The sequence below is a fragment of the Brevibacterium sp. CSND-B09 genome, assembly GCF_052906525.1.
Map to the genome: position 1 here is coordinate 1,408,767 of NZ_JBREGI010000001.1, position 21,789 is coordinate 1,430,555.

At 66.0% G+C, this 21,789-nt stretch carries 16 protein-coding genes; 5 read left to right on the plus strand and 11 right to left on the minus strand.

The genetic code is table 11. From position 1 onward, the window contains the following. Positions 1–51: 51 nt before the first annotated feature. The 3 genes from kdpB to ACU4IU_RS06510 form a co-directional block, all read right to left on the minus strand. Positions 52–2,139: a potassium-transporting ATPase subunit KdpB gene (kdpB, locus tag ACU4IU_RS06500; protein WP_376907214.1), complete on the minus strand. Its 2,088-nt coding sequence runs from the start codon at positions 2,137–2,139 to the stop codon at positions 52–54. A gap of 1 nt (position 2,140) precedes the next feature. Continuing rightward, positions 2,141–3,877, minus strand: coding sequence for a potassium-transporting ATPase subunit KdpA (kdpA, locus tag ACU4IU_RS06505; RefSeq protein WP_376907215.1), 1,737 nt, complete (start codon positions 3,875–3,877; stop codon positions 2,141–2,143). Between the two features lie 263 nt (positions 3,878–4,140). Further along, complete coding sequence (locus ACU4IU_RS06510; RefSeq protein ID WP_446656216.1) at positions 4,141–5,115, minus strand: sigma-70 family RNA polymerase sigma factor; 975 nt, start codon at positions 5,113–5,115, stop codon at positions 4,141–4,143. Positions 5,116–5,221: 106 nt separating this feature from the next. Here ACU4IU_RS06510 and ACU4IU_RS06515 point away from each other — a divergent pair, with 106 nt between their 5' ends. Next, on the plus strand, positions 5,222–6,541 hold the full coding sequence (locus tag ACU4IU_RS06515) for an FAD-binding oxidoreductase (protein ID WP_446656217.1): 1,320 nt from the start codon (positions 5,222–5,224) through the stop codon (positions 6,539–6,541). 178 nt (positions 6,542–6,719) lie between these two features. Here ACU4IU_RS06515 and hchA read toward each other — a convergent pair whose 3' ends face one another. The 3 genes from hchA to ACU4IU_RS06530 form a co-directional block, all read right to left on the minus strand. Further along, positions 6,720–7,586, minus strand: coding sequence for a glyoxalase III HchA (hchA, locus tag ACU4IU_RS06520; protein WP_446656218.1), 867 nt, complete (start codon positions 7,584–7,586; stop codon positions 6,720–6,722). Positions 7,587–7,802: 216 nt separating this feature from the next. Then, entirely contained in the window at positions 7,803–8,879 is a 1,077-nt protein-coding gene (locus ACU4IU_RS06525; protein ID WP_139470449.1) for an IS110 family transposase, read from the minus strand. A 328-nt stretch (positions 8,880–9,207) separates the two neighbouring features. Next, a complete protein-coding gene (locus tag ACU4IU_RS06530; protein WP_446656219.1) occupies positions 9,208–10,965 on the minus strand; it encodes an FAD-binding protein in 1,758 nt (585 codons plus the stop codon). Between the two features lie 103 nt (positions 10,966–11,068). Here ACU4IU_RS06530 and ACU4IU_RS06535 point away from each other — a divergent pair, with 103 nt between their 5' ends. After that, complete coding sequence (locus tag ACU4IU_RS06535) at positions 11,069–12,022, plus strand: LysR family transcriptional regulator (protein ID WP_139470323.1); 954 nt, start codon at positions 11,069–11,071, stop codon at positions 12,020–12,022. Between the two features lie 29 nt (positions 12,023–12,051). On the opposite strand, the gene ACU4IU_RS06540 is transcribed toward ACU4IU_RS06535, so the two are convergent. Both ACU4IU_RS06540 and ACU4IU_RS06545 read right to left on the minus strand, forming a co-directional pair. Then, positions 12,052–12,621, minus strand: coding sequence for a GNAT family N-acetyltransferase (locus ACU4IU_RS06540; RefSeq protein WP_216657127.1), 570 nt, complete (start codon positions 12,619–12,621; stop codon positions 12,052–12,054). A 110-nt stretch (positions 12,622–12,731) separates the two neighbouring features. Further along, a complete protein-coding gene (locus tag ACU4IU_RS06545) occupies positions 12,732–13,718 on the minus strand; it encodes an LLM class flavin-dependent oxidoreductase (RefSeq protein ID WP_139470325.1) in 987 nt (328 codons plus the stop codon). Positions 13,719–13,911: 193 nt separating this feature from the next. Between ACU4IU_RS06545 and ACU4IU_RS06550 the strand changes: the two genes are divergently transcribed. Further along, positions 13,912–15,093, plus strand: a complete 1,182-nt coding sequence (locus ACU4IU_RS06550) for a PQQ-dependent sugar dehydrogenase (protein ID WP_446656220.1) — start codon at positions 13,912–13,914, stop codon at positions 15,091–15,093. Positions 15,094–15,286: 193 nt separating this feature from the next. On the opposite strand, the gene ACU4IU_RS06555 is transcribed toward ACU4IU_RS06550, so the two are convergent. Next, the gene (locus ACU4IU_RS06555) at positions 15,287–15,934 is read right to left on the minus strand and encodes a copper resistance CopC family protein (RefSeq protein ID WP_446656221.1); all 648 of its coding nucleotides are present in this window, start codon (positions 15,932–15,934) and stop codon (positions 15,287–15,289) included. A 65-nt stretch (positions 15,935–15,999) separates the two neighbouring features. Beyond that, positions 16,000–16,515: a low molecular weight protein-tyrosine-phosphatase gene (locus ACU4IU_RS06560; protein ID WP_139470328.1), complete on the minus strand. Its 516-nt coding sequence runs from the start codon at positions 16,513–16,515 to the stop codon at positions 16,000–16,002. Positions 16,516–16,567: 52 nt separating this feature from the next. On the opposite strand from ACU4IU_RS06560, the gene ACU4IU_RS06565 reads away from it, so the two are divergent. After that, positions 16,568–18,538 (plus strand): M13 family metallopeptidase, encoded by a 1,971-nt coding sequence (locus ACU4IU_RS06565; protein ID WP_446656222.1) that lies wholly within the window; start codon positions 16,568–16,570, stop codon positions 18,536–18,538. A gap of 104 nt (positions 18,539–18,642) precedes the next feature. Here the strand turns inward: ACU4IU_RS06565 and ACU4IU_RS06570 are convergent, their stop codons facing one another. Beyond that, on the minus strand, positions 18,643–20,295 hold the full coding sequence (locus ACU4IU_RS06570; RefSeq protein ID WP_446656223.1) for a DUF1684 domain-containing protein: 1,653 nt from the start codon (positions 20,293–20,295) through the stop codon (positions 18,643–18,645). Between the two features lie 135 nt (positions 20,296–20,430). Here ACU4IU_RS06570 and ACU4IU_RS06575 point away from each other — a divergent pair, with 135 nt between their 5' ends. Next, the gene (locus ACU4IU_RS06575; protein ID WP_446656224.1) at positions 20,431–21,735 is read left to right on the plus strand and encodes a M18 family aminopeptidase; all 1,305 of its coding nucleotides are present in this window, start codon (positions 20,431–20,433) and stop codon (positions 21,733–21,735) included. The last annotated feature ends 54 nt before the right edge of the window (positions 21,736–21,789 follow it).

Genomic DNA, 21,789 nt, shown 5'->3' on the forward strand with positions numbered 1-21,789 from the left:
GACGGGTGTCCTTTCTGTGTGGACGGGAGAGGAGGAATCAGAACAGCGGAATCAGAGCAGCGGCGCGATGACGAGGTCGATGACTTTGATGCCGAGAAAGGGGACGATGAGCCCGCCGAGACCGAAGACGAGAAGGTTCATCCGCAGCAGCGCCGAGGCCGTCCGCGCCCGGAACCGGACCCCGCGCAAGGCGACGGGGATGAGGACGAGAATGATGAGCGCGTTGAAGATCACCGCTGACAGGATCGCCGAGGCGGGGCTGTGCAGACCCATGATGTTGAGCGCCCCGAGTCCGGGGAACGCGGTCAGGAACATCGCCGGGATGATCGCGAAATACTTCGCGACGTCGTTGGCGATCGAGAACGTCGTCAGCGCTCCGCGCGTGATGAGCAGCTGCTTGCCGATCCCGACGATGTCGATGAGCTTCGTCGGATCCGAGTCGAGGTCGACGAGGTTGCCGGCCTCCTTCGCCGCGGTCGTGCCCGTGTTCATCGCGACCCCGACGTCGGCCTGCGCTAGCGCGGGTGCGTCGTTCGTCCCATCCCCGGTCATCGCGACCATCCGAGACCCCGCCTGCTCTCTCTTGATGAGGGCGAGCTTGTCCTCCGGGGTCGCCTCGGCGAGGAAGTCGTCGACGCCGGCCTCACGGGCGATCGCCCGGGCGGTGAATTCGTTGTCGCCGGTGATCATCACCGTCCTGATCCCCATCTGACGCAGGGTCGCGAAGCGCTCGGCCATGCCCGGTTTGACGATATCGCGCAGATCGATGACTCCGAGCACCCGTGCGAGCGTGCCCGATTCCCTCGCCGAGGCGACCGTGCGGTCGACCTCGGATCCTGACCCCGGGACCGGGTCGTCGACCGCTTCGGCGACAAGCAGTGCAGTGCCGCCTCCGGTGTTGATGCGCTCGACCTCGGCGGTCGCTGAGTCGGGGATCGTGGCTCCGCGGTCGCGGGCCCAGGCGATGACCTCTTTCGCCGCACCCTTGACCACGGTGCGGGTGCCCGAGACAGCGGGGAGGACGATTCCGGACAGGCGGGTGGTCGCCGAGAACGGGATGAACTCGGCCCCGGGAAAGGCCTCGAGACCCGTCGCATCGATCTGGAACTCCGCTTCCGCGAGGGTGACGACGGATCGGCCCTCAGGGGTGTCATCGGCCAACGATGACAGTCGGGCCGCCTCGGCGAGGTCATCCGGAGTGGTCGATCCGAGGGGGACGAAGTCGGTCGCCTGCCGGTCGCCCATCGTGATCGTGCCGGTCTTGTCGAGCAGCAGTGTGGACACGTCGCCGGCGGCCTCGACGGCGCGACCGGACTTCGCGAGCACGTTCGCCGCGACGAGTCGATCCATTCCGGCGATGCCGATCGCCGAGAGCAGCGCGCCGATCGTCGTCGGGATGAGGCAGATGAGGAGGGCGATGAGCACGGTCAGCGACTGCGGGGCACCGGAGAACGCGGCGATCGGGGCGAGGCTTGTGACCACGAGGATGAAGATGAGGGTGAGCACGGAGAGGAAGACGCCGAGGGCCACCTCGTTGGGGGTCTTCTGCCGGTTCGCGCCCTCGACCATGGAGATCATCCGGTCGAGGAAGCTCTCGCCGGGGCTCGCAGTCACGGTCACAGTGATCGAGTCGGAGAGCACCCTCGTCCCGCCGGTTACGGCGCACCGGTCACCGCCGGCCTCGCGGATGACGGGTGCGGATTCGCCGGTGATGGCGGATTCGTCGACGGTAGCTGCCCCCTCGATGACGTCGCCGTCTGCGGGGATCGTCTCTCCGGCGGTGACGAGCACTCGGTCCCCGGCCTGCAGCGTGGAGGCGGGCACGGTTTCGGTGTGCCCGCCTGAGAGCACGCGGGTCGCGTCGACGCTCACCCGGCTGGCGCGCAGGGAGTCGGCCTGAGCCTTGCCGTGCCCTTCGGCGAGCGCCTCGGCGGTGTTGGCGAAGACGACAGTGAGGAAGAGCCAGATGCTGATCGCCCAGGTGAAACGGTTGGGGTCGATGATCGCGAGGATGAGGGTGAGACACGCGCCGATCTCGACGAGGAACATCACGGGGTTGCGCCAGGCGGTGCGCGGGTCGAGCTTCTTCAATCCGAGGAGGCTCGCCTGGGCCAGGGCGGGGGCGGTGATGGTTCTCATCTCACATGAGTCCTTCGTTGATCGGTCCCAGTGCGAGCACGGGGAGGAAGGTGAGGGCGCTGATGACGAAGCCGATGCCGACGACGACCCCGACGAACAGAGGTCGGTGGGTGGGCAGGGTGCCCGGGCTCGCCTCGGCGGGGGTCTGTCCGGCCAGTGACCCGGCGAGTGCGAGCACGGCGCCGATCGGCACGAGGCGGCCCAGCAGCATCACGATGGCCAGGGCGATGTTGAAGAACGGAGTGTTCGCGTCCAGCCCGGCGAAGGCGGATCCGTTGTTGTTCGCCGCCGAGGTGAAGGCGTAGAGGAGCTCGGACAGGGCGTGGGGGTTGAGCTGCGGGGTGTTGCCGGCGGCTGCGGCTGTGGCGGCGGCTGTTGTGGTTGCCGCGTGGGTGGCGGTGGTGTTGAGGATCGAGTCGATCGCGCCGGGCCATAGAGTGGCCGCGGCGGTGCCGAGCAGCGCGAGGGCCGGGGAGACGAGGATGAAGACGCTCGCCAGTGTGATCTCGGTCCGGCCGATGCGTTTGCCGAGGAATTCCGGGGTGCGACCGACCATGAGTCCGCAGACGAAGACGGCGATGATCGCGATGATGAGCATGCCGTAGAGGCCGGAGCCGACGCCGCCGGGCGCGATCTCGCCGATCATCATGTTGAGCATGAGCACTCCGCCGCCGAGGCCGGAGTAGCTTGAGTGCGCCGAATCGGTGGCTCCCGTCGAGGTCAGCGTCGTGGCCACGGCGAAGAAGGCCGAGGGGATGACGCCGAAGCGGGTCTCACGTCCCTCCATCGCCGCACCTGCCGCCTGGGAGGCGGGAGTGGTGTTTGCCGTTTCGAGGACGATGACGGCGGTCAGGGAGATGAGGAAGAAGGCGGCCATGGCCGCGAGGATCGCCCACCCCTGCTTGCGGCTGCCGACCATGATGCCGAAGGTGCGCGGCAGTGCCGAGGGAATGAGGAGGATGAGGAAGATGTTCGCGAGGTTGACCAGGGCGGACGGGGCGGAGAGCGGGTGGGCGGAGTTCGCGTTGAAGAAGCCGCCGCCGTTGGTGCCGAGGTGTTTGATGACCTCCTGGCTGGCATCGGGTCCGCCGGGAATGGTCTGGGTTGCTTGGGCTCCTCCGGTGACGGTGTGTACGACCTGGTCGGGGGTGAGGTTGTCGGTGACGCCGAGGCCGATGTAGATGATCGCGAAGATCACCGAGATCGGGAGCAGGATGCGCAGGGTGGCACGGGTGAGGTCGACCCAGAAGTTGCCGATGAACAGAGAGTTCGAGCGCATGAGGCCGCGGATGAGGGCGACGGCCACTGCGATGCCGACGGCGGCGGAGACGAAGTTCTGGACGGCGAGGCCGGCCATCTGGGTGAGGAAGCCCATCGTCGTCTCACCGGCATAGGACTGCCAGTTCGTGTTCGTGACGAAGGAGACCGCGGTGTTGAGTGCCTGATCGACGGGGACGGCGGGACGCCCGTTGGACAGCGGGAGGAGGTGTTGGAGTCGGAGCAGCCCGAAGAGGACCACGATCGAGACGGCCGAGAACGTCAGCACAGAGAGGAAATAGACCCGCCACCGCTGTTCTGAGGTGGAGTCGACGCCGGTGAGACGATAGAGCAGCGCCTCGGCGCGGGTGTCGGACGTCGACAGGAACACCCGGGCCATGTAGGTGCCCAGGGGAACGTGAGCGGCGGCGAGGAGGACGAGGACGAGCAGGATCTGCGTAATGCCGGTGAACCAGCTCATGGGCGGCCCTCCCTGCAGGGGAGGTGGGGGCGCGAGTGTTCGCAGCGAATGCGGGACCGCGCGTTCGAACGATCGGCCGACCGCCTCGGCGATGGGGTGAGTGACATGCGTTCATCTCACCGCGGTGCGACCCGGACGGCGGGCGATTTTAACGCGATCTTGACACCTCCCAACACAACCCCAACACCCCAATTGCTACCTGACGGCGGCCCAGCAACCTCGCGCGAGGTTGCTGGGCCGCCGTCGGGTAGTCCTGGGAGTGGTTATTGGGTGATGAGGAGGTGCCGGAGGGTCTCGTCGTCGGCGATGACGTCGACGGACGCGACTCGGCCGTCGACGAAGTGGAACAGATAGAGTGCCCGGGCGACACCGTCGGAGATATAGGCGGCCGCGGGAACTCCGTCGATGCTGACCAGCTCGGTGGCTTTCGCTCGCCCGTTGAACACACGGGCCACAGCATCACGGCCGACGACCTCGGGGCGGATGAGTGGGGCACCGAATTCGGCGCCAGCCTGGGCGAGGCTCACGGCAGCGGGGTCGCTGCGCACCTCGATCTCCGGGTCGAGCAGCTGGAGGAGGCCGCCGAAGTCTCCTCCGCGAGCCGCTTCGAGGAAGGAGGTGATGGCGGTTTCCTGCCGGTGTCGGACCTCCTCCGCATCCACTTTGCGCAGGCGTGCGCGGGCCCGGGATGCGAGCTGACGTGCAGCGACCGGGCTGCGGTCGACGATCGGGGCGATGTCGTCATAGGACAGGGCGAAGATGTCATGAAGCACCAACGCCAATCGTTCCAAGGGACCGAGAGTGTCGAGGATGACGTGCAGCGCCACCGTGAGATCGTCTCGGAGCAGGGCGCTGTCCTCCGGTCGATCGGTGCGGACGCCGCTTCCTCCCCCACCACCTCCGGGAGTGCCGGCCGTGTCGGGTGCTTCGCCCGTCGAGTCATGGTCCGGGACTGCGTCGTCGTCAGATGCCTCCCAGTGCAGATCCTCACGCCTTGCGGCATCACGGCGAATGGCGTCGATGCAGACTCGCGAGATGACCGTCGTCAGCCACGCCTCGAGGTTGTCGATGGCCGCGATATCGGCTCGCTGCAAACGGATCCACGCCTCCTGCACGGCATCGTCGGCAGCCCACGGGGAACCGAGGGTGCGGTGGGCGATGGCGAACATCTTCGGTCGATGCGAGGAGAACAGGTCGGCCACCTCGGCGAGGGTCTGCGGTGATGTCTCCGATGGCATTGGGATCCTGACGACGACGGCTTGTCACGTTTTCGGGCCGAGCTGCGACTCATCATTGAGTCCGGCACACGTCGGCCTGATCACCAACACCAGCCAAGGAGTCATCATGACTGTTCTGTCGTTCACCATTCTTGACGAGCTTCGCGCCACTGTCCAGGGGCGCACCTGGTTTCCCGACGACTCGGAATTCGACGAGGTCCACCGCCCGTGGAACCGGGCCGTCGACCAGAACGTCCTCGCAGTCGTCGAAGCCGCCGACGTCACCGACGTCGTCACCCTCGTGAACTGGGCCCGCGAACGAAGCCTGCCGATCGCCACCCAGCCGACCGGCCACGGAGCGACCGGGCGGGCCGACGACACGATCTTGTTGCGTACGACCCGCCTCGACCGCATTGACGTCACCCCCGCACAGCGCACGGCGACGATCGGCGCGGGTGTGAAATCGGGCGAACTGCAGAGAGCGGCGGCAGAACACGGGCTGACCGGCCTGCCGGGCAGCTCCCCGGTGGTGACCGTGGCCGGGGTCGCCCTGGGCGGCGGCCTGAGCTGGTTCGGCCGATCCTTCGGATGGGTCGGCGACAGCATCCGTGCATTCGACGTCGTCGACGCCGACGGTCGGGCTCGCCGCGTCTCGTCGGTTGAGGACCCGGACCTGTTCTGGGCGTTGCGCGGAGGTGGAAGCGAGCTCGCCATCGTGACCGGTCTTGAGGTCGGACTGCAGGCCGCCCCTGATGTCTTCGGCGGGCGTGTGCTCTGGTCCGGCGATCACGCCAGGCAGGTCGCCGAGGTGTTCCGCACGATGACTCACACCGCTCCCGAGGGGCTGACCCTGTGGTTGGAACTCCTCCATTTCCCAGGCTCGGAGCCGATGGTCGCCATCGACTCGACGTACCTCGGCGGAGGGGAGGAAGCACGTGAGCTTATGCGCCCACTCGAGACCCTGCCGACGCCGCTGTCGGATACCCGGGCGCAGATGAGCGTCGCCGAATTGGGTGCGATTACGGCCGAACCGACCGACCCCGGAGTCGGCAGCTCCCGCGCCGAGCTGCTCACGTCCCTTGACGATGACACCCTGGACACGCTCCTCGATTCGCCCATCGACCCGCTTCTGTCGGTGCAGGTCAGGCACCTCGGCGGCGCGTTGGCGCAGCCGACCGACAACCCGCACGGCGCCCTGGACGAGCCGTACAGCGTCTATATGTTCGGTCTTCCCGTCACCGAGGCGGCCGCGGAGTCGATCGAGCATAAGCAGGCCGATCTGGCGCGGGCATTACCTGCCAGTGGACGCAAACCCGTCACGTTCCTCAATCCACACGAGGGCCTCGCCGACGCTTTGCCCGAGGAGTCCCTCACACGGCTACGCCGACTCAAAGAGGAACGGGACCCGGGTCGGGTCTTCCGCGGCAACTTCAGCATCGCCGACTGACCGCTCTCCCCGCCCGATGCCCCCGTGCTACCTGACGGCGGCCCAGCAACCTCGCGCGAGGTTGCTGGGCCGCCGTCGGCCGCGTCTCTGAAGCACCGTGACATCGCTGAATGCGCCCAGAGCAGTACGTATTCAGTGACGTCGCGGTCGTCTGGCAGAACGCTGAACGGCGAAGGTCTCAGCCGCCGAAACTCTCCAAGAGCGCGAGCACAGACTCTTTTCCGAGCTGATTCGCCGCGAGCGGACTGTCTCCGGTCAGGAGGTTGCGGTCGCGTGTGGTGGCACCGGTCATCTCATCGTTGATGATCTCGATGCCATCCTTCTTCAACGTCTCGCCGAGAGCCCATGGCATCTCGCCAGGCAGATAGCCGATGTCGAGGTTCGCCCCGAAGTCGAGCGCGTCCGGAAACGCGGTGACACGGTAGCCGGCAAAGGGATTCGTGGAGCGACCGAGGCCCGCGGCCAACAACGCCGCCGGACCATGACAGAGGGTGATGATGAGCCTGTCGTTGTCCAGGAAGAAGTCCAGGGCAGCCTGCACGTCCCGGTCGAAGGGGATGACGTTCATGGCACCGTGACCGCCCGGGATGAAGATCGCGGCGTAGTCGTCGAGGCCGTTCGCGATGACGTCGGAGAGCCTCAGCGGAGCCTTGAATTTCGCCTCGGCGCTCGACCATGCCGACGCGATGGCCTCGTCCTGCCCGGGGTAGGCCCACCATTCGAATTTTCCGGGTCCGCCGCTGACGGTGGCCACGTCGATCTCGTAGCCAGCCTCGGCCATGTGGTGGAGTGGCAGCAGCGTCTCGACGGGATGGTTGCCGGTGGAGAAGAACGTGCCATTCTTCATGAGCATGTACCGCTCGTCGGTGGCGATCGTGAGGATCTTCCACTTCCCGTCCGTGTATGTCTCCTCGGTGACGGGGCCGTCGAAGTCGGTCCTGCTCGACGTGTACTGGGAGAGCGAGTACGAGCTCGGGAAGAAGGCGTTGGCCTCCGCCTGATCGGGCATTGGGCTCCGGTCCTGAGAGTTGTCGCTGTCAGTCATGTCTTCACCTTTCGCTCGTGTGGCTCACTTGCATGTCGGTGTCGTCGGTGCATCGACTGACCTGTCAGCATACGACACACGGAGAGACGCCGCCAACGACTCGGCCCAACGGGCGCAGGAGGATAAGCCGATCGCTGGACCCCACCCCTCCCAGTACTACCTGACGGCGGCCCAGCAACCTCGCGCGAGGTTGCTGGGCCGATCCTTCTATGTCTGTCAAGCCGGCGTGGGAATTGTTTCTAGCCCGTTGAGAATCTTGAAAACTCGACGCGCGAGATACCATTTGAGCTTGCGCTTGAGCTCCCTCTTCGACTTCTTCGTCGGGTCCTCACCAAAGCGCTGGGCAACATAATCCCTGGTTCTCTCATCGTGGATCATCCGGTTCGTGATCACCGTGTGCAGGGCCCGGTTCAACTGCCGATCCCCACCCCTGTTCAACCGGTGTCGTTGCGTGTTGCCCGACGAAGCAGGGATCGGATTCGCCCCTGCCAGGGCTGCGAACGCAGCCGCGTTACGGACTCGTCCCGGATGCGACCAGGCGGTGAAGAACACCGCGGCAGTGAACGTACCGATCCCGGGTTCGGCCAGCAAGACTGCCGCCGGACTGGCCTCAACAAGTTCAGCGAGCTTGTCATGGTTGTCCTGCAGATCGTCATCAAGATCGAGGACGCGTTGAGCTAAACGGACCGCTTCGTCCCGGGACGTGGCCAGGCCGATGTCTTCCTTCCTCGACCGCCACTTCGAGATCTCGACGAACTGGGCATCGGTCAACGAGTTACGGGCATCAATTCCCAGAGCGACAGTGCGCACCAACGCGGTCAGGGAGTTGATCATCCGGGTCCGTTCGGTGGTCATCGCGTCCCGGGCTGCCAACAGCACGCGCAGGCCCTGGCGGACTCCTTCGCCTTGGCGTGGCCACCGCAGCTGGTCGGTGTGTAGCGCCAGCACGGACTTCGCGATCCGGTAGGAGTCGAGCTCATCGCTCTTACCCACGCCGTACCGGGCTTTGGCATCCATGCGTCCAGCTTCGACCACGGGGTATTCGGTCGTGGCGATATGACCGGTCAGCACCGCCCCGTAGGATGCGGTTCCTTCCACGACCCACAGGGTGTCGAGGTCACCTTTCGTCCACCGGCCTGCCCAGGTCAGGGCCCGTTTGATGCCGGCCCGAGATGTCGGGAAGCTGCCGGTAGCCACGAGGATGCCGGTGTTGGTGATGATCGTGTAGACGTGTTTTCTGGCGTGTGTATCGACGCCGATGAAGAAGTTGTATAAGTGCGCGACAATGGACATAGCGGTTCGAAGCTCCCTGTTTGACCGATAGGTTGTGCGGCCGCTTGCGGCCGGTACCGGTCCGGGATGAGGTCACTTCGGAACAACACTGTGATGAGTCACGCCCCGGCAAGGGGCGGACAGCCTTCTGATCAAGTTACCGAGGTGGGCCGAGTCGGTGCCGGCCGCACCACCCATGTGATCGGACAAATCGGCCCGAAGACACCACCAAAAGGGGGGTGGGTCACCGCCAGGTTGAGTCACGATCACGGGATGGAGAGGCCAACACCTACTCTGCCAGCCGGTCCCAGACCAGCCACTACCAAGACTCACAGCCGTCAGGTAGCAATTATTCGACTAGTTTGCCTTCTTGGCTGATTTCGCCAGTGTGCATGAGGGCCGCGACATCCGCAGACACTTCTGGGATCGACTCGCGGACGACTCCGGCCGACGGCGACCAGACCAAGTTGACCTGCAGGTTCGGGTCCTGGTCCGGGTAGTCGCTGCGGTTGTGGCAGCCGCGGGTCTCTCGCCGCTCCAGCGCACATTCGAGCGTCGCGCGGGCCGCGAGCACCGAGGACCGCAGGTCGAAAGCGTGGGAGAGATCGGCGAATCCAGCGATATCCGGGTGGATGCCGACGTCGGCCATCCGCGCCTCGATGCCGGCGAGCTTCTCCAGCCCGGCGAGCAGTCCGGCCTCGTCGCGAACGACTCCGGCGTGCTCGGTCATGAGGTTGCGGACCTCCCGCTGCAGCGCACGCACGTTCTCCGTGCCTTCGGAGGCCAGCAGATCGGAGATCTCTGCCCGGGCCTCGTCGACCGCGGCATGCGACCGCACCTGCGCCTCCAACGAATCGGAGTACGCGACAGCGGACCGCCCGACGATCCGGCCGAAGACGAGCAGCTCGATGAGCGAGTTCCCGCCCAACCGGTTCGCCCCGTGCAGACCGGACGAGGCCTCACCGATGGCCCACAGACCTTCGACATCGGTGCTGTGATCGACCGGGTCGACCCACACTCCGCCCATCGAGTAGTGCGCGGTCGGCGCGATCTCGATCGGCGAGGCCGTGATGTCGAGCATCTGGGTCTCCATGAGCGTCTGGAACACTCGGGGCAGGCGGTTCATGATGGTTTCGCGCGGCAGATGGGACACGTCGAGCCACACGCCGCCGTTCTCGGTGCCGCGCCCCTCGGCGATCTCCGTGTAGGCGGCGAGCGCCACCCGGTCACGGGTGGAGAGCTCCATGCGCTGCGGGTCGTAGCGTTCCATGAACCGCTCCCCCAGACCGTTGCGCAGGATCCCACCTTCACCGCGGGCCGCCTCGGAGACCAGCGTGCCGGCGGCGTTCTCGGGTTCGATGATGCCCGAGGGGTGGAACTGGACGAGCTCGGCATCGCGCAGCCGGGCACCGGCCTCGACGGCCAGACGGAAGGAGTCACCGGTATTCTCATCCCGACGCGAAGAGGTCCGCCTCCAGATCCGGTTGTGTCCGCCGGCGGCGAGGATGACGGCGTCGGCGTAGATCCGGTAGCCGGTGCCGTCGATGACGTCGAAGCCGAAGGCGCCGAAGATGCGGCCGTCGGCGACGAGCAGCTTCGTGATGTAGACGCGGTCGAGGATCGGGATGTCTAAGGCTTCGGCGCGACGAATGAGGGTGCGCTGGATTTCCAGCCCCGTGTAGTCGCCGGCGAAAGCGGTGCGACGCCAGGTGTGGGCGCCGAAGAAGCGCTGAGAGATCCGACCGTCGTCCTCCTTCGCGAAGTCCATTCCATATCGCTCCAGGTCAGCGATGCCTTCGGCTGCTCCCTGGGTGACGATTTCGACGGTCCGGGGGTTGGCGAGGTCATAGGATTCCTTGATCGTATCGGCAGCATGCTGCTGCCACGTGTCGTCCGGGTCCATCGTCGCCAGGGCCGCGTTGATGCCGCCGGCGGCCAGCGAGGTGTGCGCGTCCTCCTTCGGCCGTTTGCCGACCGCGAGGACATCGGCGCCGGCTTCGGCGACCTCGATCGCGGCCCGCAGGCCCGATCCGCCGGTTCCGATGACCAGCACCGAGGTGGAGATGGAGTGTTCTTTTCGGCGGGGTCCGCCCTGTGTGGTGTGCATGGATTCCACTATGGAACCACCCACTCCATACGTCCAATGCATTGTTTGAGTCAAGTCGATAGCGATAGACTATTGCCATGTCTGACCTGCACGGAGACCCACGATGAACCTCGAACAGCTGAGAAGCTTCGCCGAGGTGGCCGCCACCGGCCATTTCACGAAAGCCGCCGCGACGCTCCATTTGGCCCAGCCCTCGCTGTCCCGACAGATCTCGACGTTGGAGAAGGAACTCGGGGCCGAGCTCTTCCACCGCGCGCACGGACACATCACACTCACTGACGCCGGCCAGACCCTGCTGCCGACGGCGAAACGCATGCTCGCCGATGCCGAGGCGGTCCGCCGCGACATGGACGAGCTCGCCGGTCTGCGGCGCGGTCGCGTCCGGCTCGGTGCGACCCCGACCCTGTGCGTGAGCCTCGTGGCCGAGGCGATCAGCCGGTTCCACACGGCCCATCCCGGCGTCGAACTCGAGCTCGTCGAAAAAGGCTCTCGTGAGCTCATCGAGTCACTGGCCGGCGGCGAACTCGACCTCGCGCTCATCACCCGCACCTTCGACCTCGCCCCGCAGATGCCGAGGCTCAGCCTGCGCGGGATCCTCGCCGAGGATCTCGTCGTCATCGCCGCCGCCGGTTCCGATCTGCTCAACTCAGACCGTGCGCAGACCGATGGGATCACCCTCGCCGAGGTGGCCGACCGTCCCCAGGTCCTGTTCCATCATGGCTACGACCTCAGGGAGGCGACCTCCGCAGCGTTCGAGACGGCCGGACTGAGCCCCCGAGTCGTCGTCGAAGGGGTGGAGATGGATGCGGCGCTGCGGTTCGTCGAGCGCGGCCTCGGGGTCGCGATCGTCCCGGCAATGGTCCTCGTCGACCGGCCATTGCTTGACTCGGCGCCCCTGGCCGATCCGCAGCTGACGCGGACGGTCAGCCTCGCGACGCGCGCGGACGTGCGGGCGACCAGGGCCGCCTCGGCGATGGAGTCGACGGTCCTGTCCACCGCCCGCACGCTCGCCGACACCGAACCCGGGCTGGCGGCGCATGTGCGCCTGGTGGGGTGAGGTCGAGCCTCGGTGAGGACGGAGTGCCTCTATGCTTCAGTCGAAAGCGTGCGGACCATGGTCGAGACCTTCGGACCGTTCGGCACCTGCGTCTCGGCGATGGTACTGAAACCGAATCGGACGTAGAGAGCGACATTGCGCGGATCCGACGTCTCCAGCGACACCAGGGAGCCGATCGTGTCCATCCGGCGCAGACCTTCGGCGAGGATCGCCGACGCGATGCCCGACCCCCAGCTGTCGGGTTCCACACCGATGGTGGCGAGATCCCACGCGGCGTGGGGCCGCGACGGCAGGTGTGTGGCCATCAGCACCTCGAGGCGATCACCGAGCAGCTCGCTCACGCGGTTCTGTCGCTCGGAGTTAAGGTCGGGAGCTTCCGGGGGCACGAAGGCCGCCACGCCCCGGTACTTCTCCTCGACGATCACCAGCCCGCACTCGACCGCGTGGGCGAGATAAATCGCCTGCAGCTCCTCCAGCCGCGCGCGATAGCGGTCGGCCGGCACCGACCACCGCGTCCAGGAGTATTCATCAAAGGCTCTGGAGAGCACTCCTGCGGCGGCGGGGACATCGGCGGCAGTCGCCTCACGCACGGCAATCATCACGATACCAATCTACCGCGGTTCGACGGGTTCGCCGACACCGTCGATGTCCACAGCCAATGGCCGAACGGCGGCTCGCGCCCCAGCCTGGGGTCCGCTCAGTCGTCGCCTCAGAACCAGGCGTCGGCGAGCAGTTTCAGCGACTGGCGCTGCACCTCTGGATCGTAGGCGTAGGTGACGGTGATGAGTTCGTCGGCGCCGGTGCGTTCGACGAACTCGGCCATCTGCGCGGTCGCAGTATCCGGTGAGCCGACGGCGCTGATGGACAGCATCGGGCTGGTTCCGCCCTGCGCATAGATCTCGGCCGGGTCGACCGGGGGCTGCAGATTGCGGCGGCGGCCGGTGCGCATGTCGTTGAACATCTGCTGCACCGAGGTGAACTGGCGGGCCGCCTCGGCGTCGGTATCGGCGACCATGACGTTGATCCCGGCCATGACGTAGGGTTCGTCGATCTGGGCGGTCGGCGCATCGGCGGTGAACGAATCGCGGTAGGTCTTGATCGCGATGTCGATCTGGTCGGGTGCGAAGTGCGAGGCCAGGGAGAACGGGAGGCCCAGCTGACCGGCGATCGAGGCGCCGTTCATCGTCGACCCGAGCACCCAGATGGGCACGTTCATCCCCGCCGAGACCGCGGACTTGATCGGCATCGTGTGCGCCTGCCCTGTCTCGGAGAACCAGCCCTGCATGTCATAGATGTTCTGTGCGAAGTCCTGTGGTTCGGCCGAGGATCGGGCGAGCGCCTGCGCGGTCATCCCGTCCGTGCCTGGTGCGCGCCCGAGGCCCAAGTCGATGCGCGGCCCATGGATGTTCGCGAGCGTTCCATACTGTTCGGCCACCATGAGTGGCGCGTGGTTGGGCAGCATGACACCGCCGGACCCGACCCGGATCTTCTCCGTCACCGAGGCGGCCTGAGAGATGAGCAGTGCTGTGGCGCTGGCGGCCAGGCCCATCGTGTTGTGGTGCTCGGCGAACCACAGGCGTTTGTATCCCAGTTCGTCGGAGAGCTTCGCGTTCGCCATCGATTCGGCGATGCCCTCGCGCGCGGTGGCTCCTTCCCGGATGGAGACGAGATCGAGGATGTTCAACGGAACGGACAAGGCGGAAGGCTCCTTCGGTGGGCGCACGGTGCGGTTGCGGGATGCAGTCGCAGAATTTCAGTCACTTGAGGCAACAGTCCGAGCAGACGGTTCTATTCCTGTGCAGACGGTCCCATTCAGCGGCAAGCGGTTCAGTTCTTGAGCGGCCGACGGATAGTCTTGTGCCACCGGACTCCCCGATGAAGGCGAGATCATGAGCACCTCAGCACACTTTCGCACCCGGCGGCTCCTCACCGGTGCCGCCGTGTCCCTGGCCGTCGTCCTCAGCGCCTGCTCCTCCGATTCGCACTCCGGCGAGACCGACGGTCGGGACGAGTCAGCGGCGGGGGCCGCCTCGGCGAGCAGTGGTTCCGGATCATCCGACACCGGGTCCACATCGTCAACACCGGGCGCGGACTCTCCCGCGGTCGTCGCGACCGGCCTCGAATCCCCGTGGTCGATCGCCTTCCACGGGCAGACCATGCTGGTCAGCGAACGCGATTCGGGTCGCATCCTCGAAGTCTCCGCAGGTGGCGACGTTCGTGAGGTCGGCCGGATCGATGACGCCTCGGCCTCGGGTGAGGCGGGCCTCCACGGTCTCGCGGTCGACGATGACCGTCTCTACGCCTTCTTCGCCGCTGGGACGGAGAACCGGGTCGTACGGTTCGACCTCCTCGGCGAGGCCGGGAATCTGTCCCTGAGTGAGGAGGAGACGATCTTCGACGGGCTGCCGACCGCGAACTTCCACAACGGCGGGCGGCTCGCGTTCGGGCCCGACGGAATGCTCTATGCCACGCTCGGCGATACGGGCGATCGCGACAGCGCACAGGACGAGAGTGCGCTGTCGGGAAAGATTCTGCGCATGACGCCCGACGGCGACGTTCCCGATGACAATCCTTTCGGCGATTCACTCGTCTTCAGCATGGGGCACCGGAATCCGCAGGGCATCGGGTGGGACGACGAGGGCACGATGTACGCCTCGGAATTCGGGCAGGACACGTGGGACGAACTCAACGTCATCGAAGCCGGCGGGAATTACGGATGGCCCGAGGTCGAGGGCATCGCCCAGGGTGACGGTGCGAGTGACGGCGGCTCCGGTGACGGGGACGGTGATTTCATCGACCCGGTGCAGCAGTGGTCCCCCGACCAAGCGAGCCCCAGCGGACTGGCCGTCACCGATGACAGCATCCTCATCGCCGGGCTGCGCGGTGAGCGCCTACACCAAGTTCCGCTCGACGACCTGAAGTCGTCGTCAGAGCTGTGGACCGGCGAGCACGGGCGACTGCGCGATGTGGTCGAAGCGCCCGACGGGTCGCTGCTCGTGCTGACGAACAACACCGACGGTCGCGGAGAACCCGGCCCGGACGACGACCGTCTCCTGCGTTTCACACTCTGAGGTGCTGGCCCGACCGCCTCCCTAGCCTCTCCTTCAAGGCGAAGCACACTTATCAGCCGGTGTACCTCGCCATAACCGCGCTGACGCTTGAACGAGATCGCCGCCGATTCCACCACGGACCGGATACACCGAGGCCCCGAACGCTCTTCGCGTTCGGGGCCTCGTGTCAGACGTGCTGTGTGGGAGTCCTCGCTCAGTTGTCCTTGGTGCCGGGCAGGCCCTGGGACTTGCGACGCATGAGCAGAACGACGATGACGATGATGGCCAGGCCGCCGACAGACAGCAGCACGATCATCGGCGTCGACATTCCGGAGTCGCTGCCGGTGGACTCGCCGATCTCGCCGCGATCCTCGGTGTCCTTGCCGGGTTCGTCGACGACTCCGCCGCCGAGTCCGGCCTTCGTCGACTCTCCGGACGATTCCTTGACATCACCGCCGGAGCCTTCGGCATCCTTGATCGCGAACGAGTAGTCACCGGAGATCGGGTGGCCGTCCTGCGACACCACGCGCCAGGTGACCTTGTAGTCGCCGGGTTTGAGATCATCGGGCAGAGCGACGCTGAGTTTCTTGCCCTCAACGGTCAGCTCACCTGCGGAGACATCCTTGCCGTCGACGACGACCTTGACCTCGGAGCCGACTTCCTGGATGTCGCCGGAGAAGGTCATCTCGAGCCATTTGGGCTGCTGATCGAGTTCGGCACCGTCCTCGGGATTCGACGACACCAGCTGATCATGGGCACTGGCGGCGGGGGCGAATGCGAACACGCTCATCGCGGCCACCAGCAGGGCGGCGAAGCCCAGCCTGAGAGCGGACCAGTTCTGTCGTGTCATGAGACGAGTCATGAGAGTTTCTCCTTCGAGGCGTACCTGCGATGTCGGTCGTGTCAGCAAGCTTGTGCCTACTAGTATCACTGAGTTTTCGCGGCCAGCGCGCGCAGACGATCCGTGATTCCCGGCACGGACACTTCAATTGTCTCAAGAGTTTCTTCGAAATCCTTGAATTCGCCGTACCAGGGATCCTCGACATCCGGCGCCGGAACACCGTCGCCCTCGACCCCGGCCACCCGCGGATCGAACTCGCGTAGCATCCGCAGCTCCGGGGCCGCCTCGGCGGGAAGACCTGAGATCATCCGCTCCAGGGCACGATAGTGGCGGGCGGTCATCGCCACCGCCAGATCGCGGTCGGCCAACCATTCGGGGGTGATCTGCCGAGCGACGTGATCGTCGGTGCGGTAGCCGGCCGCGGCGAGCACACGCGCCTGACGTGGGTCGATGGGGTTGCCGGCCTCCTCGTCGCTGATGCCGGCGGAGTCGACGACCGCCTCGGCGCCGGTATCGGCCAGGTGATGTAAGAGCACACGTTCGGCGGTGACGGATCGGCAGATGTTGCCGGTGCACACGAAAACGACGGATGCCAGACTCATATCTCCTCCTCGGGCAGGGCGTGCGGGGCTCTGATCACGATACTGTGGGGCCATGACTTCTGAAACCTCACTGACCTCGATCAGGCCTCAGGACGACCTGTACCAGCACATCAACGGCGAGTGGATCGACTCGTTCACGATCCCCGATGACCGGGCCGGCGACGGAGCCATGCGTGAGCTCTTCGACACCGCAGAGACCAAGGTCCGCGACATCATCACCTCCGTGTCCGACGCCCCGCAGGAGCCGGGCTCCGAGGGGCAGAAGGTCGCCGACCTGTTCACCTCGTTCATGGATGTCGATCGCATCAACGAACTAGGAGTCGCCCCGCTGACCTCGACGTTCGCAGCCATCGACGCCGCCGAGGACAAGTCTGAGCTCGCCGCCCTTCTCGCCCGGTTGGAGACCGAGGGTATCGGCGGTCTGCTCGGTGGGTACGTCACCGCCGATGCGAAGGACTCCGACGTCTACGCCCTCTATCTCGTCCAGGCCGGCATCTCCCTGCCCGACGAGGACTACTACTTCAACGACGACCACGCCGAGGTGCGCGCGAAGTTCCTCGCACACGTGCAGAAGATCGCGGCCCTGGCCGGCCTCGGTGAGAAGTCCGGGATCTCCGACGCTGAGGTGGCCGCCAAGGTGATGACGTTCGAGACCGAGCTCGCCCGCCACCACTGGGACCGCGTGGCCTGCCGTGATGCCGAGAAGACGTACAACAAGTATTCGATCTCCGAGCTGCGCGACCTCGGTCCCGAGTTCGACTTCGACTCCTACCTGGGGATCCTCACCGCCGATGCGTCTGATCTGAAGTACCTCGTGGTCTCCCAGCCCTCATTCGTCACGGGCATGGCGAAGGTGTGGGCGGAGACCGACATCGAGACCATCAAGACGTGGTTGCGCTTCGTCGTCGTCTCCGACACCGCCTCGCTGCTCTCCGATGAGTTCGTCGAGGAGAACTTCGACTTCAACTCCCGGACTCTCTCGGGCACTCCTGCCCTGCGGGAGCGCTGGAAGCGCGGGGTCAGCCTCGTCGAGGGCTACCTCGGTGAGGCCGTGGGCAAACTCTACGTCTCAGCTGAGTTCCCGCCGTCGTCCAAGGACGCGATCGACCATCTCGTGGGCATGCTCATCAAGGCCTACGACAAATCGATCCGCGAGCTCGAGTGGATGAGCGAGGAGACGAAGGAACGCGCCCTGGTCAAGCTCTCGAAGTTCACTCCGAAGGTCGGCTACCCGGAGGTGTGGCGGGAGTACCCGGCCGCGATCGACTCCTCCGACCTGGTGGGCAACGTGCGTCGCTGCTCGCAGGCCGAGCATGTGCGGCAGGTGAAGCGGATCGGCGGGCCCATCGACCGCACGGAATGGCTGATGACCCCGCAGACGGTCAACGCCTACTACCACCCGGTGATGAACGAGATCGTCTTCCCGGCAGCGATCCTCCAGCCGCCGTTCTTCGACGCCTCCGGTGAGGTGGCCGCGAACTTCGGAGCGATCGGCGCGGTCATCGGCCACGAGATCGGTCACGGCTTCGACGATCAGGGATCGCGTTATGACGGTGACGGCAACCTCGTCGACTGGTGGACCGAATCGGATCGGACCCTGTTCGAGGAGCGCACGAATGCGCTCATCGCCCAGTACGAAGAGCTGGTCCCGGCAGGTCTCGAACCGAATCAGCACGTCAACGGGGCGCTGACGGTCGGTGAGAACATCGGTGACCTCGGTGGTCTGTCGATCGGATGGAAGGCGCTCGAGCTCGAGCTCGGTGAACGGGCGGGCACTCCGGGCGTGCCGGTGGCGCCGTCGGGCGAGCAGGCGAAGGCGTTCTTCGAGGCGTGGGCGAAGGCATGGCGGTCGAAGATGCGCACCGAGGAGCGTGTGCGCAGGCTCTCGATCGACCCGCATTCGCCGGAGGAGTTCCGCTGCAACCAGGTCGTGAAGAACATGACCGCCTTCCACGACACCTACGGCGTGGCAGAGGGCGACGGCATGTACTTAGCCCCCGACCAGCGAGTCACCATCTGGTAATTGCTACCTGACGGCGGCCCAGCAACCTCGCGCGAGGTTGCTGGGCCGCCGTTAGGTAGTTCTGGGAGGAAACGGGCGCTGGGACTGAGGCTGGGAACCGGCCGTCAGCGGTGGTGGCGGATGAGGGCGACCATGCGGTAGTCGAATTCCTGCCAGCTCGTGATCGAGGCACCGGATTCCATGGCCGCCTGGAAGTCCTCGACCTCGGTGCGATCGGATTCGAGCGGAATGTCGAAGGGCATCTCCACGTAGATCAGCCCACTGGCGTCGGTGTGGACGATGTCGAAACCGGCCTGCTTCGGGTCGAGTTCGTTGTTCATCACGATGAGCAGACGGTCCGCCGGCGCCTCGTATTCGGTCTCGATGCCATCGACATAGCCCTGCTGCGAACGCAGCTCACGCTGGGCCTGGATGACGAACGCCGAGTACGCGCCGATGCCGATGACCGGAATCCGTGAAGTCAGCGCTTCGGTGGCGACATCGATGAGCCGCGACCGGGCCTTGCGCCCCAGCGGCGACAGATCTCCGCCGGACATCGCGACCCCGTCGAAGCCGACGAGGGAGATCCGCCCGTCGTCGTGGTTGGGGTTGAGGATGGTGATGTCGAGGCCGAAACGCGAATACCAGGGGCGCGTCACCTCGGCGCTCTCTTCGTCCCACCACACGTAGAAGAGGAACGGCACGTTGATCCCGGCCTCCGAGTAGAAGAACGGGGGACGCCGCTCACCTGCGGTGACGTCGAAGGGAACGACGTTTCCCTCGATCGGGGCCGGGCAGGTGGCGAATGAGGTGAACGCGAACGGGTAGTTCACCGCACGGTTGAAATCGATGACGAGCGACCCGTCCTGATTCGGCACTCCGAGGTCGATGGTCCGCCACGCGGCGGTGGTGCTCCCGTTCGTCGAATCGTGGAAGTCCAGTTGGAGTCCGGTCTTCGGGCACCCGGTGGCGAGCAGGCTCACCTCACCGTGCGAGGTCTCGAAGGTGACGGTTCCCGCCGCCTGTGTCTGCAGCTGCAGGTCCTCTTGGGCGGTTTCGATGGTGTAGGTCTTGAACGGGTCGAACCTGGTGAACCGGGCGAGGAAGACGAAGTCCGGGTCCGGGTCGAAGACCGGAACCTCGAAGAACTTCCCGAGCAGCGGGGACTTCGAATTGCGCACACGCACGCCGAGGCGGCCGCCCCGATCGATGAGTTCGTAGAGGACGTTGCCGACGGTGAACCAGTTGAGCGAGCCGCCGTTCGGAAGCTTCGCGCTGAACCCGTTCTCTTCCACGCGGACCTGTGGCTTGGCGGGCGCTGCTGCGTGCCCGTCGGATCCGCCATCGGACCCCGCATCGGATCCGGCGCCCGTTCCGGCAGAAGGGTCGCTACCCGCGGAGTCTGCCGCAGCCGCGCCCGCACCGGACTGGTCCATCACCCTCGGCAGAGTCGAGGTGTCGCTGGGCACGGCCGGGCTGGTCGCACGGGTCGGTCCTCCGCCGTTCACGCCAGAAGCAGCAACGGCACCAGCTGACTCACCGTTGTCGACCTTGCTGAGCAGGTCGAATGTCTCGGCTGCGGGGCCGGCCTTGATTCCGGTCTTCAGGGATACGGTCACCCAGCCGTCGTCGACGGTGAACGTGCCGGGGGCGTCGGTCCAGGTCGATTCGGCGTCGAGCCAGTGGAGTCCGACGACACTGAGCCAGCCGAACGGTTTCGCAAGGGCTGAGTTCCGTGAGTCGCGCCAGGTGTTCCACTCCGTCACGAACTGGTTCACGTCGAACACTCCTTGCCGTCGCTGGTGCGGTCGCAGGGTCGCTGCCCCCGCCTGATTCTCGGACCCGGTGGCAACCCGGCGTCTGAGACCTGATCTTCTTCACCTCCAAACTACCGCAAACGATAGGCTGGGGAAATGAATGAATCACTCCCGAGACCGGATGTGGCCGCGACGACAGCGGCCGACCTCGGCGACTTCGTCAGCGCATCTCCCAGCTCCTACCACGCGGTGGACACCGCGGCGAAACGCCTGGAAGAGGCCGGTTTCTCCCGCCTCGACGAGTCCGTTCCCTGGGCGCTGACGCCCGGAACCGGGCACTACGTCATCCGCGACGGCGCGCTCATCGCGTGGATGAATCCCACCGTCACCGAGGCGGCTCCCCGGTTCCGCGTGTTCGGTTCCCACACCGACTCCCCGGCGTTCAAACTCAAACCCGGCGGCGAGTTCACCGCCGAAGGCACCCGGCAGGTCGGGGTGGAGATCTACGGCGGGCCGCTGCTGAATTCGTGGCTCGATCGTGAGCTCGCGTTCGCGGGTCGGCTCGGCCTCGCCGACGGCAGCATCGTGCTCGCCCGCACCGGGCCGATCGCCCGCATCCCGCAGCTCGCGATCCACCTCGACCGGCAGGTCAATGAGGGTCTGACCTTGGACAAGCAGCGTCACACCGCTCCCGTCATCGGTCTGGCCGACCTCGCCGAGGCGGACATCATCGAACTGCTCGCCGCCTCTGCCGGGGTCGATGCCGAGTCCGTCGTCGGCCACGATGTCTACACCATTCCCGTTCAGGAGCCGGCCCTCTTCGGTGCCGCCGAGGAGTTCTTCGCCTCGCCGAGGCTGGACAACCTCCTGTCCGTCCACGCCGGCGTCACCGCGCTCACCCAGCTCGATGCCGACGGGCTCGACGGCATCCCACTGTTCGCGGCGTTCGATCATGAGGAGATCGGGTCGAATTCGCGCTCGGGCGCGTGCGGTCCGTTCCTCGCCGACGTCACCGAGCGCATCGTCGCCTCCTTGCTGCCGCAGTCGACGCGCAGCGATTATCTCGCGTCGATGTCCACCTCGGTGTGTGTCTCCTCCGATGCCGGGCATGCTGCCCATCCGAACTATCCCGAACGGCACGATCCGCATGTCCGCCCCCGCCTCGGCGGCGGTCCCCTGCTCAAGCTCAACGCTCAGCAGCGCTACGCCACGGATGCGGTGGGCACCGCCGTGTGGTCACGGGCGTGCGCGGCCGCCGGGGTCGAGTACCAGGATTTCGTGTCGAACAATGCGATGCCCTGCGGGTCGACGATCGGACCGCTGACCGCGACCCGGCTGGGCATGACGACCGTTGATGTGGGCCCGGCTCTGTACTCGATGCACTCGGCACGCGAAATGGTCGCGATCTCCGACGTCGTCGCCCTCGGCGCCGCTGCGAAGGCGTTCCTCCAGGGCGGCTGACCCCATTCCCGTCGCTCAAGGAGCCACGGTTGTCCTCACTGCGTCAGTCGTGAT